Source organism: Bacteroidota bacterium, from assembly GCA_038746285.1.
Lineage (GTDB): Bacteria > Bacteroidota > Rhodothermia > Rhodothermales > JANQRZ01 > JANQRZ01.
Map to the genome: position 1 here is coordinate 1 of JBCDKT010000050.1, position 23,270 is coordinate 23,270.

Consider the following 23,270-nt stretch of genomic DNA (forward strand, 5'->3'; position numbering starts at 1 on the left):
GTCCCCGGGCCGCCGCCCATGTAGGCCGCGACCGTCCGATGCCGGTCCCACGTGGCGGCGTACATCACGTCGGGATCGCGCGGGTCGACGACGAGGTCGGTCGCGCCGGTCCACTCGCCGCCGCCGAGCACCTGCGTCCACGTCTCGCCGCCGTCCTCGGTGCGGTAGAGGCCGCGCTCGCCGCCCGCACTCCAGAGCGGCCCCTGCGCCGCGACGAGCACCACGTCCGAGTCGTCCGGGTGGATCCAGATCGTCGAAAGCCGCTCGCTCTCCCTCAAGCCGCGGTTCTCCCACGTCCGGCCGCCGTCGGTCGAGCGGTAGATGCCGTCGCCGTAGGCCGTGTGCCGCCCGCCCACGTTCTCGCCCGTCCCGACCCAGATCGTGCTCGGGTTGCGCGCGTCGATGGCAACCGAGCCGGTCGAGTAGGCGGACTGCCCGTCGAAGAGGGAGGTCCACGTCGTGCCGCTGTTCGCCGTCATCCAGACGCCACCACTCCCGACGGCGACGTACCACGTCTGCGGGTCGTCTGGGTGGATCGCGATGTCGGCGATGCGTCCCGACGTAAAGGCCGGCCCGATGCCACGCCACGCCAGGGCGTCGTAGTCCAGGCTCGCCACCGTGGGCGGGTCCTCCTGGGCGTGGACGGGCAGGACCAGCAGGAGCGAGACCAGAAGCCAGAGCGGGCGCATGGGCGAAAGCGAGGGTAGGCGCGCAGAGGAAGCGGGTGAAGTGCGCGGAATATACCCGCACGCAATGCGCTCTGGCAGAGACCGTGCGCGACCTTTCCCTGCGCTCCTCCCTACGCTTCGAATTCCTTACGCCTCGGCTCCAGCCTCGGGGTGAAAAGTGGGGCGGAGCGTGTAGTGCGTGCCCCGGATGTCGGTCTTGGCGACAGTGTATCTTGAGGCCGCAGCCGGCTCAGCACTGAAACATCAGCACTAAAACAATGGCGTACGTCTATATCATATCCGAGACTCCGTACGAAGGCGAAACTTCAGGTCCGTGGACAAAGATAGGCTACTCGAAGAACCCACCGCAGTGGCGTATGAATGCGAACCTCAAGCGAGGGAACCCCAGGTCTATCCAAGTCGCCGCTGCGTTCGAGTATCCTACGCAGTCCGAAGCGCGCACAGCCGAGCGAGAGGCGCACGAACACTTCGCCGAAAGTGCCGGCCAGAACGGAAAAGAGTGGTTCAATGTCTCGGCTGACCAGGTAGAGCGATGGTTTCTCGGACACGGTGTCCAAAAGGTGGACACCTCTGAGTTGTAAACCGGGCTGGGTACGTCGCTGCCAAGTTTTCGCACCGCAGACCGACCCCGCCTTGAGCGTCCTGCGCTGCCCGGCCATGTTTTCCAAGAGACTCCCAAGAGAAGCTCGCAGGTGACGAACCGGCTTCAGGTGTCGGTTGGCGTCGTCGCGGTGTGTGTGGTAGAGTGAACGGCTACGCCTCGGGTTTGGTCTCGGAAGGCGGGGCGGAGTGTGTAGTGCATCCCCCGGATATCGGTCTTGGCGACGGTGAGCAGGTCCGCCCGCGTCAACTCGCTGGCGACGCAGAGCGTGCGCCAACATCCGACGGATGCGTGGTAGCTTTGGGGCATGAAGCCCTCGCTCTACGTCGAGACCTCCGTCGTCAGCTACCTCACCGCGTGCCCGAACCGCGACCTCGTTACCGCCTCGTTACCGCGGCCCGGCAGCAGCTCACCGCCGCGTGGTGGGCCACGCAGCGCTCGAAGTACGACCTCTTCATCTCTCCGCTGGTCCTGGAAGAAGCAGAGCTAGGCGACGCCAACGCTGCTGCGGCTCGCCTCGCGGTGCTCCAAGACCTCGACGCACCGACGCCTTCTCCCGAAGCTGACGCACTAGCCGAGGCCCTTCTGCGCGACGTGCCCCTCCCGGAGAAGGCGGCTGCCGACGCGGTGCACATCGCGGTGGCCGCGACGGCCGGAGCGGAGTACCTGCTGACGTGGAACTTCAGGCACATCGCCAACCCCGTACTCCGGGAGCAGATCGCCGAGGTCTGCCGTAGAAGCGGCTACGAACCCCCGACACTTTGCACCCCCGAAGACCTGCTGGAGAGCACGGCATTATGACTCCCCATTCTCTGGACGGCACCCACGAGGCGCACCAGGATGAGATCATCCGGGAGGTGCGCGCAAACCGCGAGGCCTACGCCGCACAGTTCGATTACGACGTGCGGGCGATTCTGCGCCGGGCGCGTGAGCGTGCGGCGGAAGGCGATCCCGGAGTGACGGAGCGGAACCCCCGGCGGGTGACTGCGCCGGGGTCTGGATGATCTGCACTTACCGGCGGACACCGGGTGCGTACCTGTCGGACCGTCGCGCTACCGATGACCGGCGGCCCCCGGGCGAGGCAGCCCGTCGGACCGTTCTAGGCGCTACGCTTCGGGCCCGGTCTCCGGCTGGAAGGCAGGGCGGAGCGCGTAGTGCGTGCCCCGGATGTCGGTCTTGGCGACGGTGAGCAGGTCCATCTTCAAGAGCTTGCGTGCCGCGTGCGGCGCGCACGGCTGGAGCGGGAGGCCTAGCTTATAGAACTGGAACCCGCGGCCGTGCTCGCCCTCGACGAGCGCGAACCCGTCGCGAAGCTTGGCGAGCGCGAAGCTCGTCCACTGTCCCTTCGACACGCTGGGGTGAGCGCGGACGAGAACGTCGGCGGGGTCGGAGGCGGAGTAGAGATCGAACAGGCTTATGGCGAGCGACCGGAGCGGCCGGATGGAGAGGAGGGGCCGGCAGCGGGTGCCGAATGAAAACCGGCCTCTAAGTCTGCAAACCACCGGGAAGTTTCCGCCCCCGACTGCGAATTTTCTCACCCAGCTTCGGCCAGGAATGCTGCAGGCGTGAGGACCGGAATGTCCCGGAAGGGATGGAGCACGAGCAAGTCCGCATCGCCCGTCACGAGGCAGTCGGCTTTGCCGCTCACAGCAGCTTCGAGAAACTTGTCGTCTTTCGGGTCCCGGCAGGCTTCGATCCGCTCGCCGATCTTTACGAACTCCGACCGGAGCGCGAGACGTTCGAGCACGCCCTCACGCTCAGACGCGACGACGTAGCGCTGAAGCCGCGGCCGGTAGAGTACGTCGAGGAGTTCGTTCCACGTCGCCTCGGAGAGCAAGAGGGCCTCTTGGCCAAGTGCGCGCTCCAGGCATCGGCGGGGCGTCCCCTCCGGCGAGAGTACGGAACTCACGAGCACGTTGGTGTCGAGAACGAGACGCCGCCGCTCGCTCATCCCGTCTCACCGGCCGGTCCGCCGGGACCCGCGAGTTCGTCCGGTCCCGGGGGGCGGTCGTGGAGAATGTCGTCGAGGATCTCGGGCGTAAGCCCGCGTGCTCGGGCGTTGCGGGCCACCTCGTCGAAGAAGCGGAGGGTCTCCTCCGTCGACTCGTTTCGGTAGTGCAGCGCCCAGGCGAAGACGGAGCGGGCGCGCTCTTTCTGCGCGTCAGATGCCTGCTCGTAGGCGCGGGCCGTCTCAGCATCGACGCGGATACGAATAGACGTGGCAGGCATGGCCTTCTCCGAAGCGAGAAACGCAGTAGGAAAGGTGGTACGTCAGTCACAGCAGCGAGTTCAGAACGTGAGTCTGCGCGTGTGAACTGACGGAAGCATCCCGGCTGACTGACGAAATTTTCCGGCGGGTTCGAGCGTGACTAGCCGCGTGTGAATTGACCGGATATCCGGGTCCGGGGCCTCGCGGCGCACGCGGCGGAGGGGGTAGTTTAGCGCGCAGGCGGAACCGCTTCCGAATCCGGCGGAGGGGGTCCCGTGTATATTCGCCCCGTCCCTCTATCCCTGTTTGCCGAGCCTACGCATGAGCACGAAGACGCCGCAGAAGAAGACCCGCAAGAAGAGCCCCGCCAACGGAAAGGCTGCCGCCAACGGGAAAGCCGCCGCCAAGAACGGCCAGGCCGTGCTGATGGCCTACGAGGGCGACCTCGACGTGACGCCGGTCGGGCCGAAGGACTTTGAGCCGGACGAGCTGAAGCGGGCGCTGCGGACGATGATGCTCTCGCGGCGGCTCGACGAGAAGATGCTGACGCTCCTCAAGCAGGGCAAGGGCTTCTTCCACATCGGGGCCTCCGGGCACGAGGCGGCCCAGGTCGGGCTCGGGATGCACCTCCGGGGCGGGCACGACTGGTTCTGCATGTACTACCGCGACCTCGCGATGACGCTCACGCTCGGGATGACGGCGCGCGAGACGATGCTCGCCCACATGGCGAAGGCCGACGACGTCTCCTCGGGCGGGCGCCAGATGTCGGAGCACTTCGGCAACCGCGACCTCCACATCATGTCGACGAGCTCGTCGGTCGGGGCGCAGTACATGCCGGGCGTCGGGTTCGCGCTTGCCAGCCAGCGGCGCGGCGACGACGCGGTCACCTACATCTCGTCCGGCGACGGGGCGACGAGCCAGGGCGCCTTCCACGAGGCCCTCAACTGGAGCGCCCGCGCCGGCGCGCCCGCGCTCTTCCACGTCCAGGACAACAAGTACGCCATCTCGGTCCCCATTGCCGAACAGACCGCCGGCGCGAACATCCACAATATCACCGCCGGCTACCACGGCCTCGCCCGGGCGTCCTACGACGCGACCGACTTCTTCACCGCCTGGGCCGTCGGCAAGGCCGCCGCCGAGCACATCCGCGCCGGCAACGGGCCGGTCGCGCTCGTCGCCGACGTGGTCCGCCTCCTCCCGCACTCGTCCTCCGACAGCCACGACAAGTACCGCGACGCCGACGGGCTGGAGAAGGATAAGGAGCGCGACCCGGTTGCGAAGCTCTCGAAGCGGCTCGTCGAGGCCGGCGTGATGACCGAGGACGACGTCGAGGCGCTGCGGAAGGAGGTCGCGGCGGAGGTCGACGAGGCCGCCGTCTGGGCCGCCGAGCAAGCCGATCCCGATCCGGCGACGGCGCTCGACCACGTCTACGACGAGGCCCCGCCGGAGCTCGACTACGAGGCAACGGAGCCGAGCGGCGAGTTGATCGTCCTCGTCGATGCCATCAACCACGCGCTCGACGAGGAGATGGCGCGCGACGAGCGGGTGATCGTCTACGGCGAGGACGTGGGCGGCGGCAAGGGCGGCGTCTTCACCGCCACGCGCGGCCTGACGGCCAAGCACGGCGCGGACCGCTGCTTCAACTCGCCGCTCGCCGAGCACTCGATCGTCGGGAGCGCCGTCGGGATGGCGGCGGCGGGCTACCGGCCGGTCGTCGAGATCCAGTTCGCGGACTACATCTGGCCCGCGATGCAGGCCATCCGCAACCAGCTTGCCCCGTTCCGCTACCGGTCCAACAACGCGTGGCAGGCCCCGGTCGTGATCCGCGTTCCGTGCGGGGGCTACATCCACGGCGGCCTCTGCCACAGCCAGAACGTCGAGTCGATCTTCGCGCACTTCCCCGGCCTCAAGGTGGCGATGCCGTCGAGCGCCGCCGACGCGAAGGGCCTGCTGAAGACCGCGATCCGCCTCAACGACCCGGTGATCTTCCTGGAGCACAAGTCGCTCTACCGGCAGGGGCCGGCCCGCTCGCCGGAGCCCGACGCCGACTACCTCGTCCCGTTCGGCCAGGCCCGCACCGTCCGCGAAGGGACCGACCTCACGATCGTGACCTACGGCGCGATGGTCTACAAGGCCATGAACGCAGCGAAGGCGCTGGAGAAGGAGGGGGCGAGCGTCGAGGTGATCGACATCCGCACGATGATGCCGCTCGACATGGAGACGATCCTCGCGTCGGTCGTCAAGACCAACCGAGCGCTCGTGCTCTACGAGGACCACGAGTTCGTCGGCTTCGGCTCGGAGATCGCCGCGCAGATCGCGGACACGACGTTTGAGCACCTCGACGCGCCGGTCAAGCGCGTCGCGGGCGCGTTCACCTTCATCCCCTTCGCCGACCCGCTGGAGCGCGCCGTGCTCCCGCAGGACGAGGACGTGCTCGCCGGCGCCCGGTCGGTGCTGAGCTACTAGGACTGGACGAGCGGAGAAAGGGAAGAGTGGAAGGGTTCCAGCATTACCGCTCCGCTAATCTTCCCCGCTTCCGCTCGTCCGCTCTTCTCTCTTCCAGCCATGCCGAAACCGCTGATCCTCCTCGCGGCCCTGGCCCTCGCCGCCCCCGCCTCCGCCCAGCTCGCGTTCACGGCGACCACCCACGACTTCGGCGTGCTGCAAGAGGGCGAGGCCCCGACCTACACGTTCGCGTTCGAGAACGAGGGCCGCGCGCCGCTGACGCTGACCGCCGTCCGCCCGTCGTGCGGCTGCACGACGCCGTCGTTTACGACCGAGGCCGTCGCGCCCGGTGGCACGGGCGAGATCGTCGTGGCCTACGACTCTGAGGGCCGGCCGGGGCCGTTTCGCAAGTCAGTCCGCGTGACGGCGGAGGCGGGCGGAGAGACCCTCGCCGAGACGCTCTACATCACCGGCACCGTGGAGCGCGAGGCGATCACGGACGGTGTCGCCGAGGGCAACCTCCTGTTCGACACCGACGCGGTCGACCTCGGGCCGGTGCCGGCGGACCGGCAGACGACGCACGTCTTCAGGATGCAGCACACCGGCACGCGGCCTATCCGCATCGCCGAGGCGAAGAGCGTTCCCGAGGGCCTACGGATCGCCTACCCCAACACGCCGATCTTCGCGGGCGACCTCGTGCCGCTCCGTGTGACCCTCCGCGCCGGGAGCCCGGCCGGCGACTTCGACTACGCCATCGTCCTCACCACCGATGACGAGGCGCAGCCGACGAAGTCGCTCCGGCTGACCGGCACGGCGCAGTAGGCGATTGTGACCGGCGCGTGACAATAGGGAACGAGCGGGGTGGTATCATGCGGCCGGTCTAGCCCCGATACCCATGCTGAAGCGCTCGCGCCTCCCGGTCTTGCTCGCTCTGTTCGCCTGTGCCGATCTGATGGCTGCGCCGACTGCGGTCGCGCCGGCTGAGACAGAAGCGGTGTCGTACGAGGACGCCTGGACCGCCATTCTCCAGCAGACCGTCACGAGCGACGGGCTGGTGCGGTACGGGCAGATCGGCGGCCCGCTCGCCGCGCAGTTCGAAGAGGTGGTCGCGGCCGTCGAGGCGTTCGACGCCGGCGCGCTCTCGACCGATGCCGAGAAGCTGGCCTTCTGGATGAACGCCTACAACGTCAAGCTCATCGAGCGCGTCCTCGAAGCCGGTACGCCCGCGAACATCGAGGCCCACGGCTTCGACTTCTTCTTCAAGACCCCGATTACGGTCGCCGGGACCGAGGTCACGCTCGACCAGATCGAGAACGTGATCCTCCGGCGCGGTGACGGCCCAGCGGCGCTAACGGCGTTCTACCCGGCCCGGCTCGACCCGCGCCTTCACGTCGGGCTGAACTGCGGGGCGATTTCGTGCCCGCGCCTGCGCCAGACGGCGTTCACCGCGTCGAACGTGGACGCCGAACTGGACCGGGCGATGCGCGACTTCGCAAACGGTACCCAGCACTTCCGGGTCGACGGTGAGACGGTCGTCGTCTCCAGCCTCCTCGACTGGTTCGCTGCTGACTGGGACATGGCTGGCGAGCCCGCGGGCGACTACCTCCTCGGCTACCTCGACCCTAGCCGTCCGGGCGCGGACCGGCTGCGGAGCCTCTTCGAGGGGCGCGCGGCCGCCGAGATCAAAGCGCAGCCGGGCGTTCAGTTCGAGTACCTGTGGACCCTCAACGCCGCCGGCTGACGCTATGCTGAACCCCACCGTGTGCCTGCTCGCGCTCGTCCTCCTGCCGCTGTCGGCGCACGCCCAGGCGTGGACCCAGGAGCCGGGCCGGGTCTACCTCAAGCTCACCCAGGGCTTCGCCAACGCCTCCGAGCGCTTCGACGCGAGCGGCGACGTGGTCCCGTACGACCCCGCCCTCGGCGAGGACGCCGACACGCCGTTCCGCGACCGGAGCCGCTACCTCTACGGCGAGGTCGGCCTCGTGCCGAGCCTGACGCTCTTCGGGACGATCCCGTACAAGCGCCTCTTCGTGCGCGAGGGCCTGGCCGGTACCGAAACGCCCATCGAGCGGCAGTCCTCCGATCTCGGCTCGGCGATGCTCGGGCTGCGGGTCGGGCTCGCCGACGCCGTCGGGTGGAGCGAGAGCCTGAACACGCTTGCGGTCAACGCGGCACTCACGCTCCCGCTCGGCTACCGGCGCAACGTCTCGCCGACGGTCGGGCCGGGGCAGGTGGACGCGCAGTTCTTGCTGTCCTACGGGCGGAGCTTCTGGCCGGTCCCGGCCTACGGGCAGGCGGCGATCGGCTACCGGCACCGCACCTCCGTCTTCGACCTGTCGCGCATCATCGACTGCCCGGACGCGCAGCCCGACGACGCGGAGGAGGTCTGCGTCACCGACGGCGGGGCGGAGGTCGACTACAGCGACGAGCTGCTGCTCACGCTGGAGGCGGGGTACACGTTCTTCGACCGCCTACTCCTACAGGGCCTGCTCGACGTAGCGTGGTCGCTCCAGGAGCCCGAAGTCGTCGAGGCAGCGATCGGGCTGCAGCCGGAGGCGTTCCCGCAGCAGCGCCTCGTACGCACCGGCCTCGGCGCGACCGTCACGCTCTTCGGCGAGACCGGCCTGAGCGTGCAGGCGTTCACCGCGCCCTATGCCCGCAACGCCCTCCGCGCGGTCGAGGTCTTCGTCGGGATCGAGACGCGGCTGTGACAACCGAAAGAGGCCCGCAGCCGGTGGGGCTGCGGGCCTCGGAAAGCCTGGCGGTCGGAAGAGCGCTTAGCCCTGCTCCTGCACCTGGCGGACGCACTCGGGCTGCTTCTGGGCGCCGCTGCCTGTAAGTCGAGACGGGCCCGCTGCTCATGCTCGAGACCTACGCTAGCGCACCACGACGAGCTGGCGCGTCTCGACGCGAGCAGTGCTCTCGACGCGGACCGCGTAGACCCCCGCTGCCAGCCCACTGAGGTCGAACCTCAAGGAAGCACCAGACGCTGCCGTCTCTTCGCTCACCCTCAGCACCCGACGGCCGAGCGCGTCGTAGAGAGTAGCGCGAACAAAGCCTGGCTTTTGGAGCTGCACATGCACCCGCGCCTGTGTCGAGGCTGGATTCGGCCACACCGCCGATACCACTTCTGCATCGGGTGTCGCACCGTCTGCCGTTGCAACGCCGCCGGTGAGCGTGAAGGACTCTTCCGCAACGGTGAAGAATGGGGAGCCGACAGCGTGAACTTTCAGGCGCCCTTCCATGGTGGGAGTCGCCGGCATAGTTACCGTCGTCTCCCCACTGTTGGGTACGGCTTCCGCCACGAGCGTCCAAGCCTTGCCGTTGTCAGTCGATACCAGCACGTCGACCGCCTCTACGCCGATCTCGCCGTCGTTGGTGCCTGCGACATCCCACGTGACTGCGATACGGCTGCCGACGGGGTACTGAGTCCCTGGTGGAACGGAGGTGATGGCAAACGGGCCTTCTGACGTACGCACGCGCACGAGTGTGTGGGCGGTGGCTTGCGCGCCCCCACCCGGGACGTTGTCACGAACGGTGAGCTGAAACGCGTAGGTTGTCTCCTCGTCGAGTGGAGACTCGTCGGTAAAGGGGGTGCTGTCGAGGAAGCGGCGTAGGTCGGGGATGGTCCGTGCCGACTTCGGGCTCGGGTCAAGCGCGCGCACGCGGGGAATGGCACCAGTGCCGTCTCCGAATGTGTCGATTTGCTCCCAGGCATAAGTCAGAGGAGTCCCCGAGTCGTCCGACGCAGTTCCGTCGAGCGTCACGAACGCGCCCAGCGGAACCGTCACAGACTCGGAAGCACTCACCACAGGCAGGTCGTTGCCGGTGGGTGTAGCTGCGCCGCAACTCCCCTCCGGACTCTCCAGGAACACAGCCATCGAGTCGACCGAAGCGCTGTGGAAGTGAAAGCCTACGCGTTCCGACTCGGGCCGATAGGTAGCGAGGTACGGGTATGCCATGAGCGTGTAACCCGGGCCAGGCTCGACGCCGATAGGCTGAGGGTCGAAAAGGGGAAGAGGCTGAACGAACGTGTGGGGTGCCCCGAGCTGGTGCCCCAACTCGTGCGGGAAGACGAGGAGGTCGAAGGGTGTTGTCCCGAGACCAACACTGGAGAACGCCATCGCTTTGAAGCCCGAGACGCAGGCCGCACGCTGAAAAGCTAGTCCTCCGCCCAGTTCCAAGGCGATGAGGTGACCCACGTCGTAGTTCTCGTCTCCGATGACCTCGTCTATTGTTTCTTGTATAGGTACCAAGAGGTCCGGAGCGTTCGGCGAGAAAGGATCGGTCTCGGGGTCGGTGTAGATGACTTGGTCGTTGTTTTCGACAAGCTCGAACCGGACAGCCAGGTCGCGCTCGAAGAAAGCGTTGACCCGGTTGACGCTGGCCGCGATGGCCCCGAGCGCTTGAGCCACGGTACCGCCGCGACTTACGGTATACTCACCTGTAGCCGCCACAGCCAAGCGGTAGGTGCGAAGCGTCTCGCCGATGGGAGCCGAGCGCAGCGACACCGGCAGGGGAGAGGTTGCCCCTGCCAGGTCGTGTCTGAGTGAGGTGAAGATGGCGTTCGGGATTACAAGCGCCGAGGCGCGGTAGACGGCGCTATACTCCAGGCCCAGCGCGCTGGTCGATCCTAGCGGATCAATCACGATCGCCCCGTCCGCGTCGTAGAGCAGGCCCGACACGCCGTGGGGAGTCACGGCAACCCGTCCACTTGACGCTCCGCGGACGACGTACGTGCGGATGTCCGGGTAGCGAGCCTGAAGGCTAGGAGCCAGTACCGGCGTTTCCACTATCGTCGCGGTCATGCTGGCTCCCTCAGGCAGCGGAAGTCGCATCGCCACAGGAGTGAGCGATACCTCAGGCGCGGACAACATTCCTCGAAGTGCGTCAAGATCGAAGCGGACGGTCCGGTAGGTGGTGAGGTCGGCGCGCTCGGGAGCCTCGGAGGCAGAAGCCTCGACCCAAAGCGATGGCTGAGCAAAAGTGGTTGGAACTAGAAGGAGCAGCGCAGGGGAGGCGAGGAGAAAGGCAAGACGGAACATGGGCATGGTGGCAGCAAGTGAGGGCACGAAATCCAACCCCACACAGTGGAGGCAGCGTGATCCTGGCCGTATGTGAAGGGCTAGCGCTCCGTGAACGGGCCTTCAGAGAGGTGATCTAGATACCCCGCAGCATTGCTGACTACCTACTGCATTCAAGTCACACAGTACCGGCAGAACGCCGCAATGGATATGCAGAAAGGCCCGCAGCCGGTGGGGCTACGGGCCTCGGAAAGCTTGGCGGGCTGGGGAGCGCTTAGCCCTGCTCCTGCACCTGGCGGATGTAGTCGAGCTGCTGCTGCGCGCCGTTGACGATCGGGCTCAGGTTGACGCGCTGGCCGTACTCGATAGCCCGCGAGAGCGAGCGTTGGGCGGACGAGAACTGCTCGGCGCGCACCTGACTGACGCCCATCTTGTAGTAGGCGCTCGCGTAGAGCTTGTTCATCGACTCGTGGTCCTCGCCGAGGAACGGCGCGGCCTTGTCGAGCGCGCTCACGGCGTCGCCGAACCGGTCCGCCTTGAGCGCCGTGTTGGCCTCAATCAGGTAGCCCTTGCCGACGGTGTCGCCGACCTTCGCGGCCATCGCCTCGTCGCCGAGCGAGTCGGCGCGCATCGCGAGGTCGGCGAAGGCCGCCTCGAAGCCCTCGGCGTCGCCGCTGCTGCGGAGGGCGAGGCCACGGACGTAGTAGTAGTTCAACTCGTCTGGCGAGAGGAGGATCGCCGCGTCGAGCATCGGGATCGCCATCGTGTAGTCCTCCGCTTTCATGAAGGCGGTGCCGGCCTGGGCCGAGATCTGCGCCTGCATCTCGCCGTTCTCGAGTTGCTCGGCGACGTCGGCGGCGCGGCTGAACTGCTCGGCAGCGGCGGCGTGCTCCTCAGCGGCGGAGTAGGTGGAGCCGGCGTCGACAAAGGCTTTGGCGGCCCCCTCCATCATGCCGGTAGCGCTCTCCGCAAGCTGGCCGTCGCCCGACGCCTTCGCGGCTTCGGCGGCGGCGAGGTACTTCTCGGCGGCCATGACGTAGCCGTCGGCCGTAGCGAGGTCGTTCGCGGCGCGCGCCTCAGTCATCATCGTCTCGATCTCGGCGCGGGCGTCCGCGTTGACGGTGCCCTCTTCCGACGTCTCGCCGGGCTCGGCCGTCAGTTCGGGGGTGGTCTGTGCGCTCACCGCCGGGGCGAAGAGGAGCAGCGCGATAAAGCAGGAGAGCAGGGTCTTGGCGTTCATAGGATCGGCTTGGTTGCTAAGGGAGTGGCGGCATCAGGGAGACGGGGTACGTTCCCGCGAGCCGGCATGATCCGGCTTCGCAAGGATCTTGCCGGCCCAGGGGAGGGCAAAAACGCGTCTCCGATGCCCTTCCGGTGTGAGGGGGAGTGGACGGTGGAGCGAGAGCGGCTGGACGCTGCTCCGGCGTACAACGGCGCGGCCCGCTAAAAATTGGGTAGGTGGCCGTTGCGCTGGCAGAACAAGGTGATAATCTCGGCCGCTTCGTCGGGGTCGTCGGTTAGCGTGACGCGGTCCGGGTCGCCCTCGGAGATGTTGCCTGCTTCGAGGAGCGTGCTGCGCACCCAGTCCAGGAGGCCGTCCCAGAACGCGGAGCCCATCAGCACAACGGGGAACGCGTCGGTCTTGCCAGTCTGCATCAGCGTCAGCGCCTCGAAGAGTTCGTCGAGCGTCCCGAAGCCGCCGGGGAGGACCACGTAGCCCATCGCGTACTTGACGAACATCACCTTGCGGGCGAAGAAGAAGTCGAAGTTGATGAGCTTGTCGGCGTCGACGTACGGGTTGCCCTCCTGCTCGAAGGGAAGGACGATGTTCAGCCCGACCGAGGCCCCGCCGGCCTCCCGGGCACCCTTGTTGGCGGCCTCCATGATGCCCGGCCCGCCGCCCGTGATGACCCCGTACCCGCGCTCGACGAGCGCCCGACCGACCTCGACGCCGAGTTCGTAGTACGGCGTCCCAGGCTCCGTCCGCGCCGAGCCGAAGACGCTCACGCAGGGCCCGACCTGGGACATGACCTCGTAGCCCTCGACGAACTCGGCCATGATGCGGAAGATGCGCCAGGTGTCTTTGGTGCGCATCTGGTTCCAGGCCTGGATCTCGTCCGGCGTCATCGGGACATCGGCGGCGAAGGGTGTTTCCATGGTTGAGAGTGGGGAGAGTCAATAAAAGCCGCAAAAGCTACGAAGGCCGTTGCGCTTCGTGCCAACGTTCCCTCCCCTCCCGCCTGACCCTCCACGCCGAAAAAGCTCTCAAACAAAGAGGGACCTCAGCGTCTGCCGAGGCCCCCCGAGGCTGAAGCTACAGTGACCGCTCAGCCGCCCTGCTCGTTTTCGAGTTCCTGGCGGTACTGCTCGTTGGCGTAGAGCGCGATCTCGACCCGGCGGTTCTGCTGGCGCCCCTCGTCGGTGGCGTTCGAGGCGACGGGGTTGGCCTCGCCCATGCCGGAGATCTGCATCCGGCTCGGGGCGACGCCTTCCTGCGTGAGGTAGGTCGCCACGGAGTTGGCCCGCTGCTCGGAGAGGTTCAGGTTGTAGCTGTCCGAGCCGACGGAGTCCGTGTAGCCGACCACGAGCGCGTCAGTGTTGGGGTAGTTGGCGAGGCTGTTGGCGAGGCTGGCGAGGTCGTCGCGGGCGTTGCCGCGCAGCGTGTAGCTGTCGAAGTCGAACAGGACGCGTTGTCGAACGTGATCTTGATCCCGGCCGTGTTGCCGTCTTCGCCCTCGACCGTCTCAACCGTTGCGTTTTCGAGTTCGCCGTCGAGTTCCTCGGCCTGCTCCTCCATCTGGTTGCCGATGACCGCGCCGGCCGTACCGCCGACCGCGGCCCCGATGATGGCACCGCGGGCGGTCGAGCCGGTGGCCTTGCCGATAATGCCGCCGACGACGGCTCCGGCTCCGGCCCCGACGACCGCGCCCTGGCCAGTCTTGCTCATGTTCTGGCAGCCTGCGAAGGTCATCCCGACGAGGGCCAGCACGGCCACAGGCAGGACAAAGCGAAAGCGTTGAAAGAGAGTCTGCATGGTGTTGGTAGATGGGTTATGGGCAGAGAATGCGGATGGGGAATCGCCCCCGGAAGAGCGCGACTCTAACCCCACGCCGTGTCTTCCAAGTTCCGTTCCCGGTCTATCTTCTCCCGCGCTAGCGGCCCGAACCGGGGCCTCGCGGCAGTTTTCCCGGGCTCCGCGCTGCCGTCTACGATGCACGACACTGTTGGGACAGTGGGACAGTGGGACAGTGGGACAGTGGGACAGTGGGACAGTGGGACAGTGGGACAGTGGGACAGTGGGACAGTGGGACAGTGGGGAAAAGAACGCTGGAAAAGTTCCTTCGGTCTCCCTCTCGCCCGTTCTCCCACGCGCTCCTCGACCTCCGCGCCGAGCGCTCACCGTCCACCGTCGTACCGACCTGCCGACTCGCCATCCTCCGTACCTTGCGCGCTCACCCTTCCGAACCTCAGCGCATCCGCATGAAGCTCATCATCCCAATGGCCGGGCGCGGCACCCGGCTCCGCCCGCACACCCACGTCACCCCCAAGCCCCTCATCCACGTCCGCGGCGTCTCGATGGTCGAGCGCATCATGGACACCTTCGCCGACACGCTCCCGCGCGGGTTCGACGAGGCCGTCTTCATCCTCGGCCCCGACTTCGGGCAGGGCGTCCGCGACAGCCTCATCGAGATCGCCGAGCGGCACGGGATGAAGGCCGCCTTCGGCGTGCAGGAGACCGCCCTCGGGACGGCCCATGCCGTCGTGCAGGCGGGCGACCACCTCAGTGGCGAGTGCGTCGTGGTCTTCGCCGACACCCTCTTCTACATGGACGAGAAGCCGAACCTCGACGCGTCCGACGCCGTCATCTGGGTCAAGCACGTCGACGACCCGAGCCGCTTCGGCGTCGTGGTCAAGGACGCCGACGAACGCATCACCGACTTCGTCGAGAAGCCCTCGGAGCCGATCTCGAACGAGGCCATCATCGGGATCTACTACGTCAAGGACGGGGCCGCGCTCCGGCGCGAGATCGACTACCTGATCGACCACGACGTGACCGGCGTCGGCGGCGAGTACCAGCTCACCGACGCGCTCGACCGGATGCTGAAGGCGGGGGCCACGTTCCGCACCGCAAGCGTCTCCGAGTGGCTCGACTGCGGCACGATTCCCGCGCTCAAGGACACGACGAAGGTGATCCTCGACAAGGAGGAGGGGCCGGAGAAGGAGGGGACGGCCGAGAACTCGGTCCTGATCGAGCCGGTCTACCTCGGCCCCGACGCGAAGGTCGTCGACTCGGTCGTCGGACCGTACGTGGCCGTCCACGGCGGCGCGACGGTGACGGGCTCAGTCCTCAAGAACGCGATCGTCTTCGACGACGCCCGCGTCACCGACGCTGCGCTCGACGACGCGATCGTCGGGCAGAGCGCCGAGGTGTCCCGCTACGCCGGGCCGCTCAACATCGGGGACCACGCCACCGCCGGGCCGGTCGAGTAAGTGTCCGGCGGCGCGATGACGCTCTACCCGGCTGACGCCGAAGCCAAGCTCGGGTTCGACGCCGTGCGGCACCGGCTGGAGGGGCACGCCCGCAGCCCGCTCGGGGCCGAGCGGCTGGCCGCGATGCAGCCCTCGGCGGACCGCGCGCGGGTCGAGGAACTGCTGACGGCGACGGCCGAGCTTCAGCAGGCCCTCCGCGCCGACGACCCCGTCCCGCTTTCGCCCTTCCCGGATGTCCGCGAGACGCTTCGCCGCGCCGGGCCGAAGGACGCCACGGTCGAGGCCGAGGCCCTCGCCGAGGTCGGCGGCGTGCTCGGGACGATGCGGCGGGCGCACGGCTACTTCAGAGCGCGCCGCGAGCGCTACCCCGAGGTCGCCGCCCTCGCCGCGCAGATCGCGCTGCAGAAGCGGCTCGAGGAGCACATCGGCCGGACGGTCGACGAGCGCGGGCAGGTCCGCGACGACGCCTCGGCCGAGCTCCGCCGGATCACCCGGGCGCTCGCCGAGCGGCAGGGGCAGCTTCGGAGCACGCTCCTCAAGTCGCTCCGCGAGGCGTCGGCGCAGGGCTACACCGCCGACGAGCAGCCGACCGTCCGCAACGGCCGCGCCGTGATTCCCGTCCGCGCCGAGGCCAAGCGCAAGGTGCAGGGGTTCGTCCACGACGTCTCGGGCACCGGGCAGACGGTCTACATCGAGCCTGCCGCCGTGCTCGACCTCAACAACGAGGTCCGCGAGCTGGAACTGGAGCGGAGCCGCGAGATCCGCCGCATCCTCCGCGAGCTCACCGGCCACCTCCGCTCGCGCCTCCCCGACCTCCGCGCCGGCCTCGGCGTGCTCGCCCGGATCGACGCGCTCCAGGCCCGCGCCCGGCTCTCGAACGAACTCGACGCGCTCGTACCCACGCTGAACGAGGAGGGCAGGGTGCGGATCGTCCGGGGGCGCAACCCGGTGCTGGCCCTGCATTTCCAGCGAGAGGACGCCGAACCCGACAGCGAGCGCGCCGTCGTCCCGCTCGACCTCGAACTCTCGGACGCGCAGCGGACCCTCGTCATCACCGGCCCGAACGCAGGCGGGAAGTCAGTAGCGATGAAGACGGTCGGCGTGCTCGCGCTCATGGCAGCGTGCGGGCTGCCGGTCCCCGCCGCGCCCGGCACCTCGCTCGGCCTCTTCGACCGCCTCTTCGTCGACATCGGCGACCAGCAGAGCATCGAGCAGGACCTCTCGACCTTCACTTCGCACCTGCAGAACCTCCGCCGGATGCTCGCCGAGGCCGACGACCGCGCCCTCGTGCTCATCGACGAGGCCGGCACAGGGACCGATCCTGCCGAGGGCGGCGCGCTTGCCCAAGCCATGCTCGAAGCGCTGACTGAGCGCGGCGCGCGCACCGTTGCCACGACCCACCACGGCACGCTCAAAGCATTTGCCCACATGCACCCGCGCGTCGAGAACGGCTCGATGCAGTTCGACCAGGTGACCCTCTCGCCGACGTACCGCTTCCAGGAGGGCATCCCCGGCTCGTCGTACGCCTTCGAGATCGCCCAGCGCGTCGGCCTCGACGACGACGTGCTGCGCCGGTCCCGCGACCTCGTGGGCGAAGGCAAGACAGCGCTCGAGTCGCTGATCGCCACGTTCGAGGCGCAGGCGCAGACGCTGGAAAAAGAACTGGAGACGGCGCGCGCCGAGGCCCGGCGCGCCGAGCACGCCCGCCGCTCGTTCGAGGGGCGCAACGAGGCGATCCAGAAGCGGAAGGACGAGATCGTCGGGCAGGCGCTGGAGGAGGCCGAGCGGATCGTTGGCGAGGCCAATGCGCGTGTCGAGCGGACCATCCGCGAGATCAAGGAGGCCGAGGCGGCGAAGGAAGAGACCCGTGCCGCGCGCGAGAAGCTCGACGGCTTCAAGGCGCGGGTCGAGCGCAAGAAGCAGAAGAAGGCCCGGCGCTCGCCCAAGCCGAAGCCCACGTCGGCGAAGGTCGAGGGCGGCCCGATCCGCGTCGGCGACCACGTCCGGCTCGACGACGGGCAGGCCACGGGCGAGGTGCTCGAGCTCGGCGAGAAGGAGGCGCTTGTCGCCCTCGGGCAGATGAAGGTCCGCGCGAAGCTGGGGCGCCTGACGAAGGTCGGCGGGCCGAAGCAGCAGCGCCGCACCCGGAGCCCGAAGTCCGCAGGCCGGACGGCGATGCCGGCGCTCGATGCCGAGCGCCGGATCGACCTGCGCGGGCAGCGCGTGGAGGCCGCCATCCCCGCCGTGATGCGGCTCGTCGACGAGGCCGCGATGGCGGGCCTGGAGACGGTCGAGGTCCTCCACGGCACCGGCACCGGAGCCTTGCGCCAGGCGATCCGCGCCTACCTCGACGCACGTCCCGAGGTGGCGCGCTCGGCGGACGCGCCCTGGGACGAGGGCGGCCCAGGGGTCACCGTCATCTCGCTGCGCTGACCGGCAGGCGGGGTCGCACGCAGCGGAACGGTGCTCGCCCCGGAGGGCCATTTCGGTGCAGGACAACGTTTTTTGCCCACCGGACCGGGTTGGACTGCTTTTTGCCGAAACAGCCGGTACCGCAGCCGGTGCGTAATTCGGCGCGGCTTCCTATCTTTTGACACTGGACCGGCTCGACAGGTGCACACCACCTGCCCTCCCATGCGAACAACGCCCCCCACCGTAGTCGTTTTTTTCCTGGCTGTGGGTCTATTCGGTCCCTGCCTCGGGGCCGGCTCCGGGGTGGCGCTCGCCCAGACGGACTCGACGGCGCTCTTGCAGATCGAGCGCGGCTTCCGCTTCGCCGATCCGGAGGTGCTGCTCGATGGAGCCACCGAGCGCGTGGACATCATCATCTTCGGACAGGGGGCGTCGTACAGCCGTGCGCAAGCAGCGTTCGTGCTCAGCGATTTCTTCCGCCGCTACCCGCCTCGCCAGGTGGTGTTCGAGCAGGAAGTCCTAGCGGAGGACCGTCGCTCTATCATCGGGCGGTACTGGGTGACCGGGGGCGGAGACGAGCCTATCGGCGTCTCCATCCGCCTGCGGGCCAGGGACGGCGGGTGGCAACTTCAGGGCATCCGCGTCAACCAGGGCGGGCGGTAGCCGGGCACGTCGGGCGTACCTTTGCCGGTGCTACGGGCATGCCCTCCGTCTTCCCGCCTCCTCCCATGCGAAGCTTCGCACGGTACGCCGCCGTTGCTGTGTTCCTGGCCCTGGTGCTGGCTGGGACGATGGCACTGCGGACGTGGCGCGCGGAGCAGGTAGACGCCCGCGGTGACGCGCTGCAGCGCGAGGCCACCGCGCAGGCCCACCGCGTCGCGGAACGCGAGATGCGTACCCTCGAGGCCGACGTGGTGCGCCGGGCCGAGGCGCTGGCGCGCGATCCGGTCGTGGTGCGCGTGCTCCAGATGGAGGACTGGGAGACCGCCGAGCGGCTCGCCGTGGACCGCTTCGCCGCGCTCGACTTGCCCGACGGCCTGAGCGCGGAACTGTACACGGCAGCCCTGTACCTCATGGCCTGGAACGGGCAGAGCTTTCCGCTCGGCTCGCTCGACGGAGCCTCGTGGCCGCTGGCCGAGCGGCAGGTCGGCACGGTCAGCGACGGGACTGTTCGTCAGGGCCTCGACGTCTGGATTCCGGTGCGGCGGGACGAGCGCGTGCTCGGGGCGGTGCGGCTCACGCAGCTCGTCCGGGCGCGCGTGCCCGTTCGGAACCGCTACCTCCGCGACGTCGACCTGACGGAGGACTGGAAGGCTGCGGCCGGGCTGCCGTTCGAGGTATACCTCGGGGCACAGACATCGGCCTCGGAGGGTGCCCCGCGCCGCGCGGTCCGCAGCCTCGACGGCGCAGTGCTCGCCTACGTCGAGGTGCCGCCACCGGCGGTCCCGGCCCTGCAGGGCGCGGTGCGCAGCGCGATGGACGACATGGTGGCATTCTGGACGGTGCTGCTCGCCGGGTGGGGAATCGCCGGGCTGTGGCTGGTCCACCGGTGGATGGCACGCCGCGCGGAGCGGGTGCGCGGGCAGAGCGCCTGGCGGACGTGGGGGCCCGACGTGGGCGTGCTGCTCGGGATCAGCGCCGCGTGGTGGGGCTGCCGGTACCTCCTGCTCGCGCTCGACGTGCCGGCGCGCTGGCTGGTAGGGTCGAGGCGAAGTCTCGGGGGGTTGGAGAGCGACGTAGCCTTGTTCGACCCGGCGTACCTGGCTTCGGGCGTGGGCGGCGGCGTGCTCGGCTCGGCCGGCGAACTCGTCGTCACCGTGCTCTTCGCGGTTCTCTTCGGCGCGGCGTGGCTGCACGCGGCTGTGCGCGTGCTGCGCTGGCGGCGGCGCGAGGAGCGCACCGAAGTCGGGTCGAGCGGGTCGCTGTTGGGCTGGATGCTCGGCGGGATCGGGGGGGCTGCGCTCAGCCTGGGCATCATCGCCCTCTTCGCCCTCCTCGTGCAGCGGTCGGTGCTCGATGCCGCTCTGCCCTACTTCGACCGGACGGGACCGTTACCCGAGGGGCTTGTCGTGGTGGTGTTCGGAGCGCTGCTCCTGCTGGCGTTTGCGGCGGTCGCTCTCATGTCGGGCCTGGCAGCGTTGGTACGGGTCGGGGGCGGCATCCGGTTTCTGGGTGGGATCGTGCTTGCGGCGTGCGCGCTCGCGGCGGCCTACCGGTGGACGGCGCTCGGCGACCTCGTCCCGTGGTGGTGCGCGGCGGGGTTCTTCGGCGTGGCCGGGTTCAACGCGTGGTGGCTGGAACGGGGGTGGGATGCCTGGGCGGACCCGCTCGCGCTGCGCGGCACCCTCTTCGGAGCCCTGCTGCTGACGGCGCTGACCTACCCCGTGCTCTACGAGGCGGCGGACCAGAAGCAGCGGGCCCGGATCGAGGACGCAGCGCGGGATTTCATCGACGGCGAGGACGCCCGCGTCGCGTTCGCGCTCGAGGGGGTCCTGCTCGACGCCCGCGCCTCCGGCACCGTGCGTGAGGCCCTGCTGAGCGGCACGCCTGGAGGCCCGAGCGCTGACGGCCCAGGCGCGCGTACGCGCAGCCTCGACTCTCTCGCCACGGACCTCGTCACGGGGTCGCTCCTGGCAGCGCTCGCCGACTACGACGTGAGCCTCTCGTTCCTGAGCCCAGCCGGCGACACCCTCGGCCTGTACGGCGAGGTGACGCTGGCACAGCGGTCGGTTGGGACGGCCGGGGGCGAAGCGCCCGGCGCGTCGCTCTCGTTCCAGACGCTGCGGCGGCGCTACACGGCGGACTCGGCCCCGGGCTTCGTCATCGAGCGAGAGCCCGTCGGCGGGGGGAAGTACCGCTATGCGGGCGTCGGGCCGGTGCGGCTGGAGCGCGAGGTGGCGCTGCTCGGCTGGGTGATGGCGCGGGCGGAGCCGAAGCCGGCGCGCTACGTCTCCGAGACGCCGTTCCCGCGCGTCCTCGTCCCGGCCGGGCTCGCCGGCATCGTCGAGAGCGAGCTGGCCTACGCCGAGTTCCGCGACGGCGTCCTCGTGCGCACGCGCGGGAGCGACTACGGACGCTTCCGCCTGCCCTCGGCCGTCGCGGCGGCGCTGCGGGACCGCGAGGCCGTCTGGTACGACGAGCGGGTTGAGGGTGCCCCGACCCGGGTGTACTACCTGCGCGAGGCGCAGACCGACCGCGTGACCGCGGTGCGCGATGCGGGGGCCCTCGTCTTCGACCATCTCTACTTCTACCTGCGGCTGCTGCTGCCGGCGCTCGCGCTCGCGCTCGGGTTCTACGCGCTCGGCCTCGTCATCCGGCGGCGGGCGGACGTGCTCGTGCGCCGGAGCCGCCTGCGCGACCGCGTGCTCAACCGGTTCCTGCTCGTCGGGCTGGCCTCGGTGGCCGTGACCGGACTGATCGGGCAGGAGGTCGTGATGACGCAGAACCGGCAGGCCGTCGAGGAGCGCCTCAAGCGGCAGCTGACCCGGGTCGAGGCTGCCCTCAGCGACGAGGCCGGAGGCAGCAGCTCGCTCCCGCTCTACTCGCTGATCGACAAGACGCGCCCGGACGTCATCGGGCCGCGCCTCGGCCTCGACGTGAACCTCTACCGCGGGGCCGACCTCGTGGCGAGCAGCCGCAGCCAGCTTGTCCGCCAGCAGCTCATCGACCGCCGCCTCCCAGTCGAGGTCTACGAGAGGCTCTACATCGACGGCGAGCGCTACGCCTTCGCCGAGGAGCACATCGGGACGTTCACCTACACGACGGGCTACGAGGCGCTGCCGGACTCGGCCGGCCGCACCGGCGGCGCCATCGCCGTCCCGACGCTGCCCGAGCAGATCGCCATCGAAGCCGAGCAGGCGCGCATGGTGGCTTACCTCTTCGGCGTGCTCCTGCTGCTGCTCGTCGGCATCTTCCTGATCACCACGCTCCTCGCGAACGACCTCACGCGCCCCTTCCGCCGCCTCCGGGCCGGGCTGCTCGCCATCGGCGCGGGCCAGGGCGGCGAGCCGATCCCGGTCGAGACGCGGGACGAGGTCGGCGAGGTGATCGAGACGTTCAACGCGATGCAGTACCAGCTCGAGGAGAGCCGGCGGAAGCTCGCGCAGCAGGAGCGCGAGCTGGCATGGCGCGAGATGGCCCGCCAGGTCGCCCACGAGATCAAGAACCCGCTGACCCCGATGAAGCTGTCGGTGCAGCACCTCCGCCGCGCCCACCGCGACCAGGCTGCCACCACCGGGGGCACGGAGAACGGCCGCTTCGGGTCGCTCCTCGACCGCATCACGGGCACGCTCATCGAGCAGATCGACGCGCTCACGCGGATCGCCAACGAGTTCTCGTCCTTCGCCCGCCTCCCCGAGCGCCACCTCGAACGGCTCGACCTCGGCGACGTGGTCCGCGAAGCGGCGGCCCTGCTCGGCGAGGAGGAGCATGCCGAGATCGTGCTCGCGCTCGGCCCCGCGCCGCTGCCCGTGATGGCCGACCGGGAGGAACTGCGCCGGGTCTACATCAACCTGTTCAAGAACGCGCTCCAGGCCATGCCCGAGACCGAGCGCGGCACGATCACCGTGCGCACCGAGCAGCGGGTCGAGGAGGACGCCGTCTGGGCGTGGAGCGCCGTCCGCGACACCGGCACCGGCATCCCCGAGGAGGCGCGCGCCAAGGTCTTCCAACCCAACTTCTCGACCAAGACGAGCGGCATGGGGCTGGGGCTGGCGATCACCAAGAAAGCCATCGAGGACCTGCGCGGCGAGATCCGCTTCGAGACGGAGCTAGGCGCTGGCACAACGTTCTTCGTGCAGCTACCGCTGGCCGAGGTGTGAGGCCCGCTTCCGGGCCGTCAGCCTCCGACCGTCACGCGCTCGAGGTCCTCGAACGCGACTGTCACCGTGCCGTCGTCGCTGACGAAGCGCTCGCGGCTGCCGGGTGGAAAACGGAGCAGGTCGAACGGAGCCCGGCGCGGCCGGCCGGCGACGGCCTCTTCGACGATCTCGACGAACGGGCCGAGCGGAACGGCCCACTTGGCGAGCGCGAAGTGGGTGGACGGGTAGCGCCGGACGAGCGAGGCGATCTTGCTCGCGCTCACCTTGCCCGATTCGCCCCAGAACTCCGGTGCGCCGGTAGGTCCGAGTTGGACGAGGTCCGGCTTGTAGCGGTCGCCGACGCCGACCTCGACGCTCATCGCCGGGTACGCCGGGAGGTAGAGCGCCCACAGAAACGCCTTCATCAAGACGTGCTCGATGCCCTCTTGGTGCTTCTTGACGAAGACGACCTTCTGCGGCCCGACGGGGCCGTCAGCGCGCAGGGTGAGCTTGCGGCGGAGCAGGAGGTCGGAACGCAAGAGAGGTTTCTCGTTCTTCGTTTCTGGTTTCTAGTTGGCCAAGTGCGCCTGAACCAGAAAC

At 68.8% G+C, this 23,270-nt stretch carries 18 protein-coding genes and 1 pseudogene; 9 read left to right on the forward strand and 10 right to left on the reverse strand.

Going from position 1 to position 23,270, the window contains the following annotated elements:
* On the reverse strand, positions 1-689 hold a 689-nt coding region (locus tag AAGI91_14080; GenBank protein MEM1043741.1), incomplete at its 3' end, for a glycosyl hydrolase.
* A gap of 958 nt (positions 690-1,647) precedes the next feature.
* On the opposite strand from AAGI91_14080, the gene AAGI91_14085 reads away from it, so the two are divergent.
* Entirely contained in the window at positions 1,648-2,091 is a 444-nt protein-coding gene (locus tag AAGI91_14085; protein ID MEM1043742.1) for a type II toxin-antitoxin system VapC family toxin, read from the forward strand.
* 305 nt (positions 2,092-2,396) lie between these two features.
* On the opposite strand, the gene AAGI91_14090 is transcribed toward AAGI91_14085, so the two are convergent.
* The 3 genes from AAGI91_14090 to AAGI91_14100 all read right to left on the reverse strand — a co-directional run bounded on the left by AAGI91_14090 (position 2,397) and on the right by AAGI91_14100 (position 3,519).
* The gene (locus AAGI91_14090; GenBank protein MEM1043743.1) at positions 2,397-2,642 is read right to left on the reverse strand and encodes a hypothetical protein; all 246 of its coding nucleotides are present in this window, start codon (positions 2,640-2,642) and stop codon (positions 2,397-2,399) included.
* Between the two features lie 182 nt (positions 2,643-2,824).
* Positions 2,825-3,241: a putative toxin-antitoxin system toxin component, PIN family gene (locus AAGI91_14095; GenBank protein ID MEM1043744.1), complete on the reverse strand. Its 417-nt coding sequence runs from the start codon at positions 3,239-3,241 to the stop codon at positions 2,825-2,827.
* The gene (locus AAGI91_14100) at positions 3,238-3,519 is read right to left on the reverse strand and encodes a hypothetical protein (protein ID MEM1043745.1); all 282 of its coding nucleotides are present in this window, start codon (positions 3,517-3,519) and stop codon (positions 3,238-3,240) included. Before AAGI91_14100 ends, AAGI91_14095 begins: the two co-directional genes overlap by 4 nt.
* Positions 3,520-3,820: 301 nt before the next feature.
* On the opposite strand from AAGI91_14100, the gene AAGI91_14105 reads away from it, so the two are divergent.
* The 4 genes from AAGI91_14105 (at position 3,821) to AAGI91_14120 (ending at position 8,655) form a co-directional block, all read left to right on the forward strand.
* Positions 3,821-5,965 carry a thiamine pyrophosphate-dependent enzyme gene (locus AAGI91_14105; GenBank protein ID MEM1043746.1) on the forward strand — a complete coding sequence of 715 codons (2,145 nt, stop codon included), beginning with the start codon at positions 3,821-3,823 and terminating at the stop codon, positions 5,963-5,965.
* 99 nt (positions 5,966-6,064) lie between these two features.
* The gene (locus tag AAGI91_14110; protein MEM1043747.1) at positions 6,065-6,766 is read left to right on the forward strand and encodes a DUF1573 domain-containing protein; all 702 of its coding nucleotides are present in this window, start codon (positions 6,065-6,067) and stop codon (positions 6,764-6,766) included.
* A 73-nt stretch (positions 6,767-6,839) separates the two neighbouring features.
* On the forward strand, positions 6,840-7,685 hold the full coding sequence (locus AAGI91_14115) for a DUF547 domain-containing protein (GenBank protein ID MEM1043748.1): 846 nt from the start codon (positions 6,840-6,842) through the stop codon (positions 7,683-7,685).
* A gap of 4 nt (positions 7,686-7,689) precedes the next feature.
* Entirely contained in the window at positions 7,690-8,655 is a 966-nt protein-coding gene (locus AAGI91_14120) for a hypothetical protein (GenBank protein MEM1043749.1), read from the forward strand.
* Positions 8,656-8,820: 165 nt separating this feature from the next.
* Here AAGI91_14120 and AAGI91_14125 read toward each other — a convergent pair whose 3' ends face one another.
* The 5 genes and pseudogenes from AAGI91_14125 to AAGI91_14145 form a co-directional block, all read right to left on the reverse strand.
* Entirely contained in the window at positions 8,821-10,989 is a 2,169-nt protein-coding gene (locus AAGI91_14125) for a reprolysin-like metallopeptidase (protein MEM1043750.1), read from the reverse strand.
* A gap of 253 nt (positions 10,990-11,242) precedes the next feature.
* Positions 11,243-12,208: a hypothetical protein gene (locus AAGI91_14130; protein ID MEM1043751.1), complete on the reverse strand. Its 966-nt coding sequence runs from the start codon at positions 12,206-12,208 to the stop codon at positions 11,243-11,245.
* Between the two features lie 203 nt (positions 12,209-12,411).
* Positions 12,412-13,125 (reverse strand): TIGR00730 family Rossman fold protein, encoded by a 714-nt coding sequence (locus tag AAGI91_14135; GenBank protein ID MEM1043752.1) that lies wholly within the window; start codon positions 13,123-13,125, stop codon positions 12,412-12,414.
* Between the two features lie 170 nt (positions 13,126-13,295).
* Complete coding sequence (locus AAGI91_14140) at positions 13,296-13,652, reverse strand: OmpA family protein (GenBank protein MEM1043753.1); 357 nt, start codon at positions 13,650-13,652, stop codon at positions 13,296-13,298.
* Positions 13,653-13,813: 161 nt separating this feature from the next.
* Positions 13,814-14,002, reverse strand: a pseudogene (locus AAGI91_14145) (hypothetical protein).
* 446 nt (positions 14,003-14,448) lie between these two features.
* Here AAGI91_14145 and AAGI91_14150 point away from each other — a divergent pair.
* The 4 genes from AAGI91_14150 (at position 14,449) to AAGI91_14165 (ending at position 22,691) form a co-directional block, all read left to right on the forward strand.
* Positions 14,449-15,459 carry a sugar phosphate nucleotidyltransferase gene (locus AAGI91_14150; GenBank protein ID MEM1043754.1) on the forward strand — a complete coding sequence of 337 codons (1,011 nt, stop codon included), beginning with the start codon at positions 14,449-14,451 and terminating at the stop codon, positions 15,457-15,459.
* Between the two features lie 15 nt (positions 15,460-15,474).
* Positions 15,475-17,892 (forward strand): endonuclease MutS2, encoded by a 2,418-nt coding sequence (locus AAGI91_14155; protein MEM1043755.1) that lies wholly within the window; start codon positions 15,475-15,477, stop codon positions 17,890-17,892.
* A 201-nt stretch (positions 17,893-18,093) separates the two neighbouring features.
* Positions 18,094-18,534 carry a DUF4783 domain-containing protein gene (locus AAGI91_14160; GenBank protein ID MEM1043756.1) on the forward strand — a complete coding sequence of 147 codons (441 nt, stop codon included), beginning with the start codon at positions 18,094-18,096 and terminating at the stop codon, positions 18,532-18,534.
* A 65-nt stretch (positions 18,535-18,599) separates the two neighbouring features.
* Positions 18,600-22,691 carry an ATP-binding protein gene (locus tag AAGI91_14165; protein ID MEM1043757.1) on the forward strand — a complete coding sequence of 1,364 codons (4,092 nt, stop codon included), beginning with the start codon at positions 18,600-18,602 and terminating at the stop codon, positions 22,689-22,691.
* A gap of 17 nt (positions 22,692-22,708) precedes the next feature.
* Here the strand turns inward: AAGI91_14165 and AAGI91_14170 are convergent, their stop codons facing one another.
* A complete protein-coding gene (locus tag AAGI91_14170; GenBank protein ID MEM1043758.1) occupies positions 22,709-23,209 on the reverse strand; it encodes a hypothetical protein in 501 nt (166 codons plus the stop codon).
* Between the last annotated feature and the right edge of the window lie 61 nt (positions 23,210-23,270).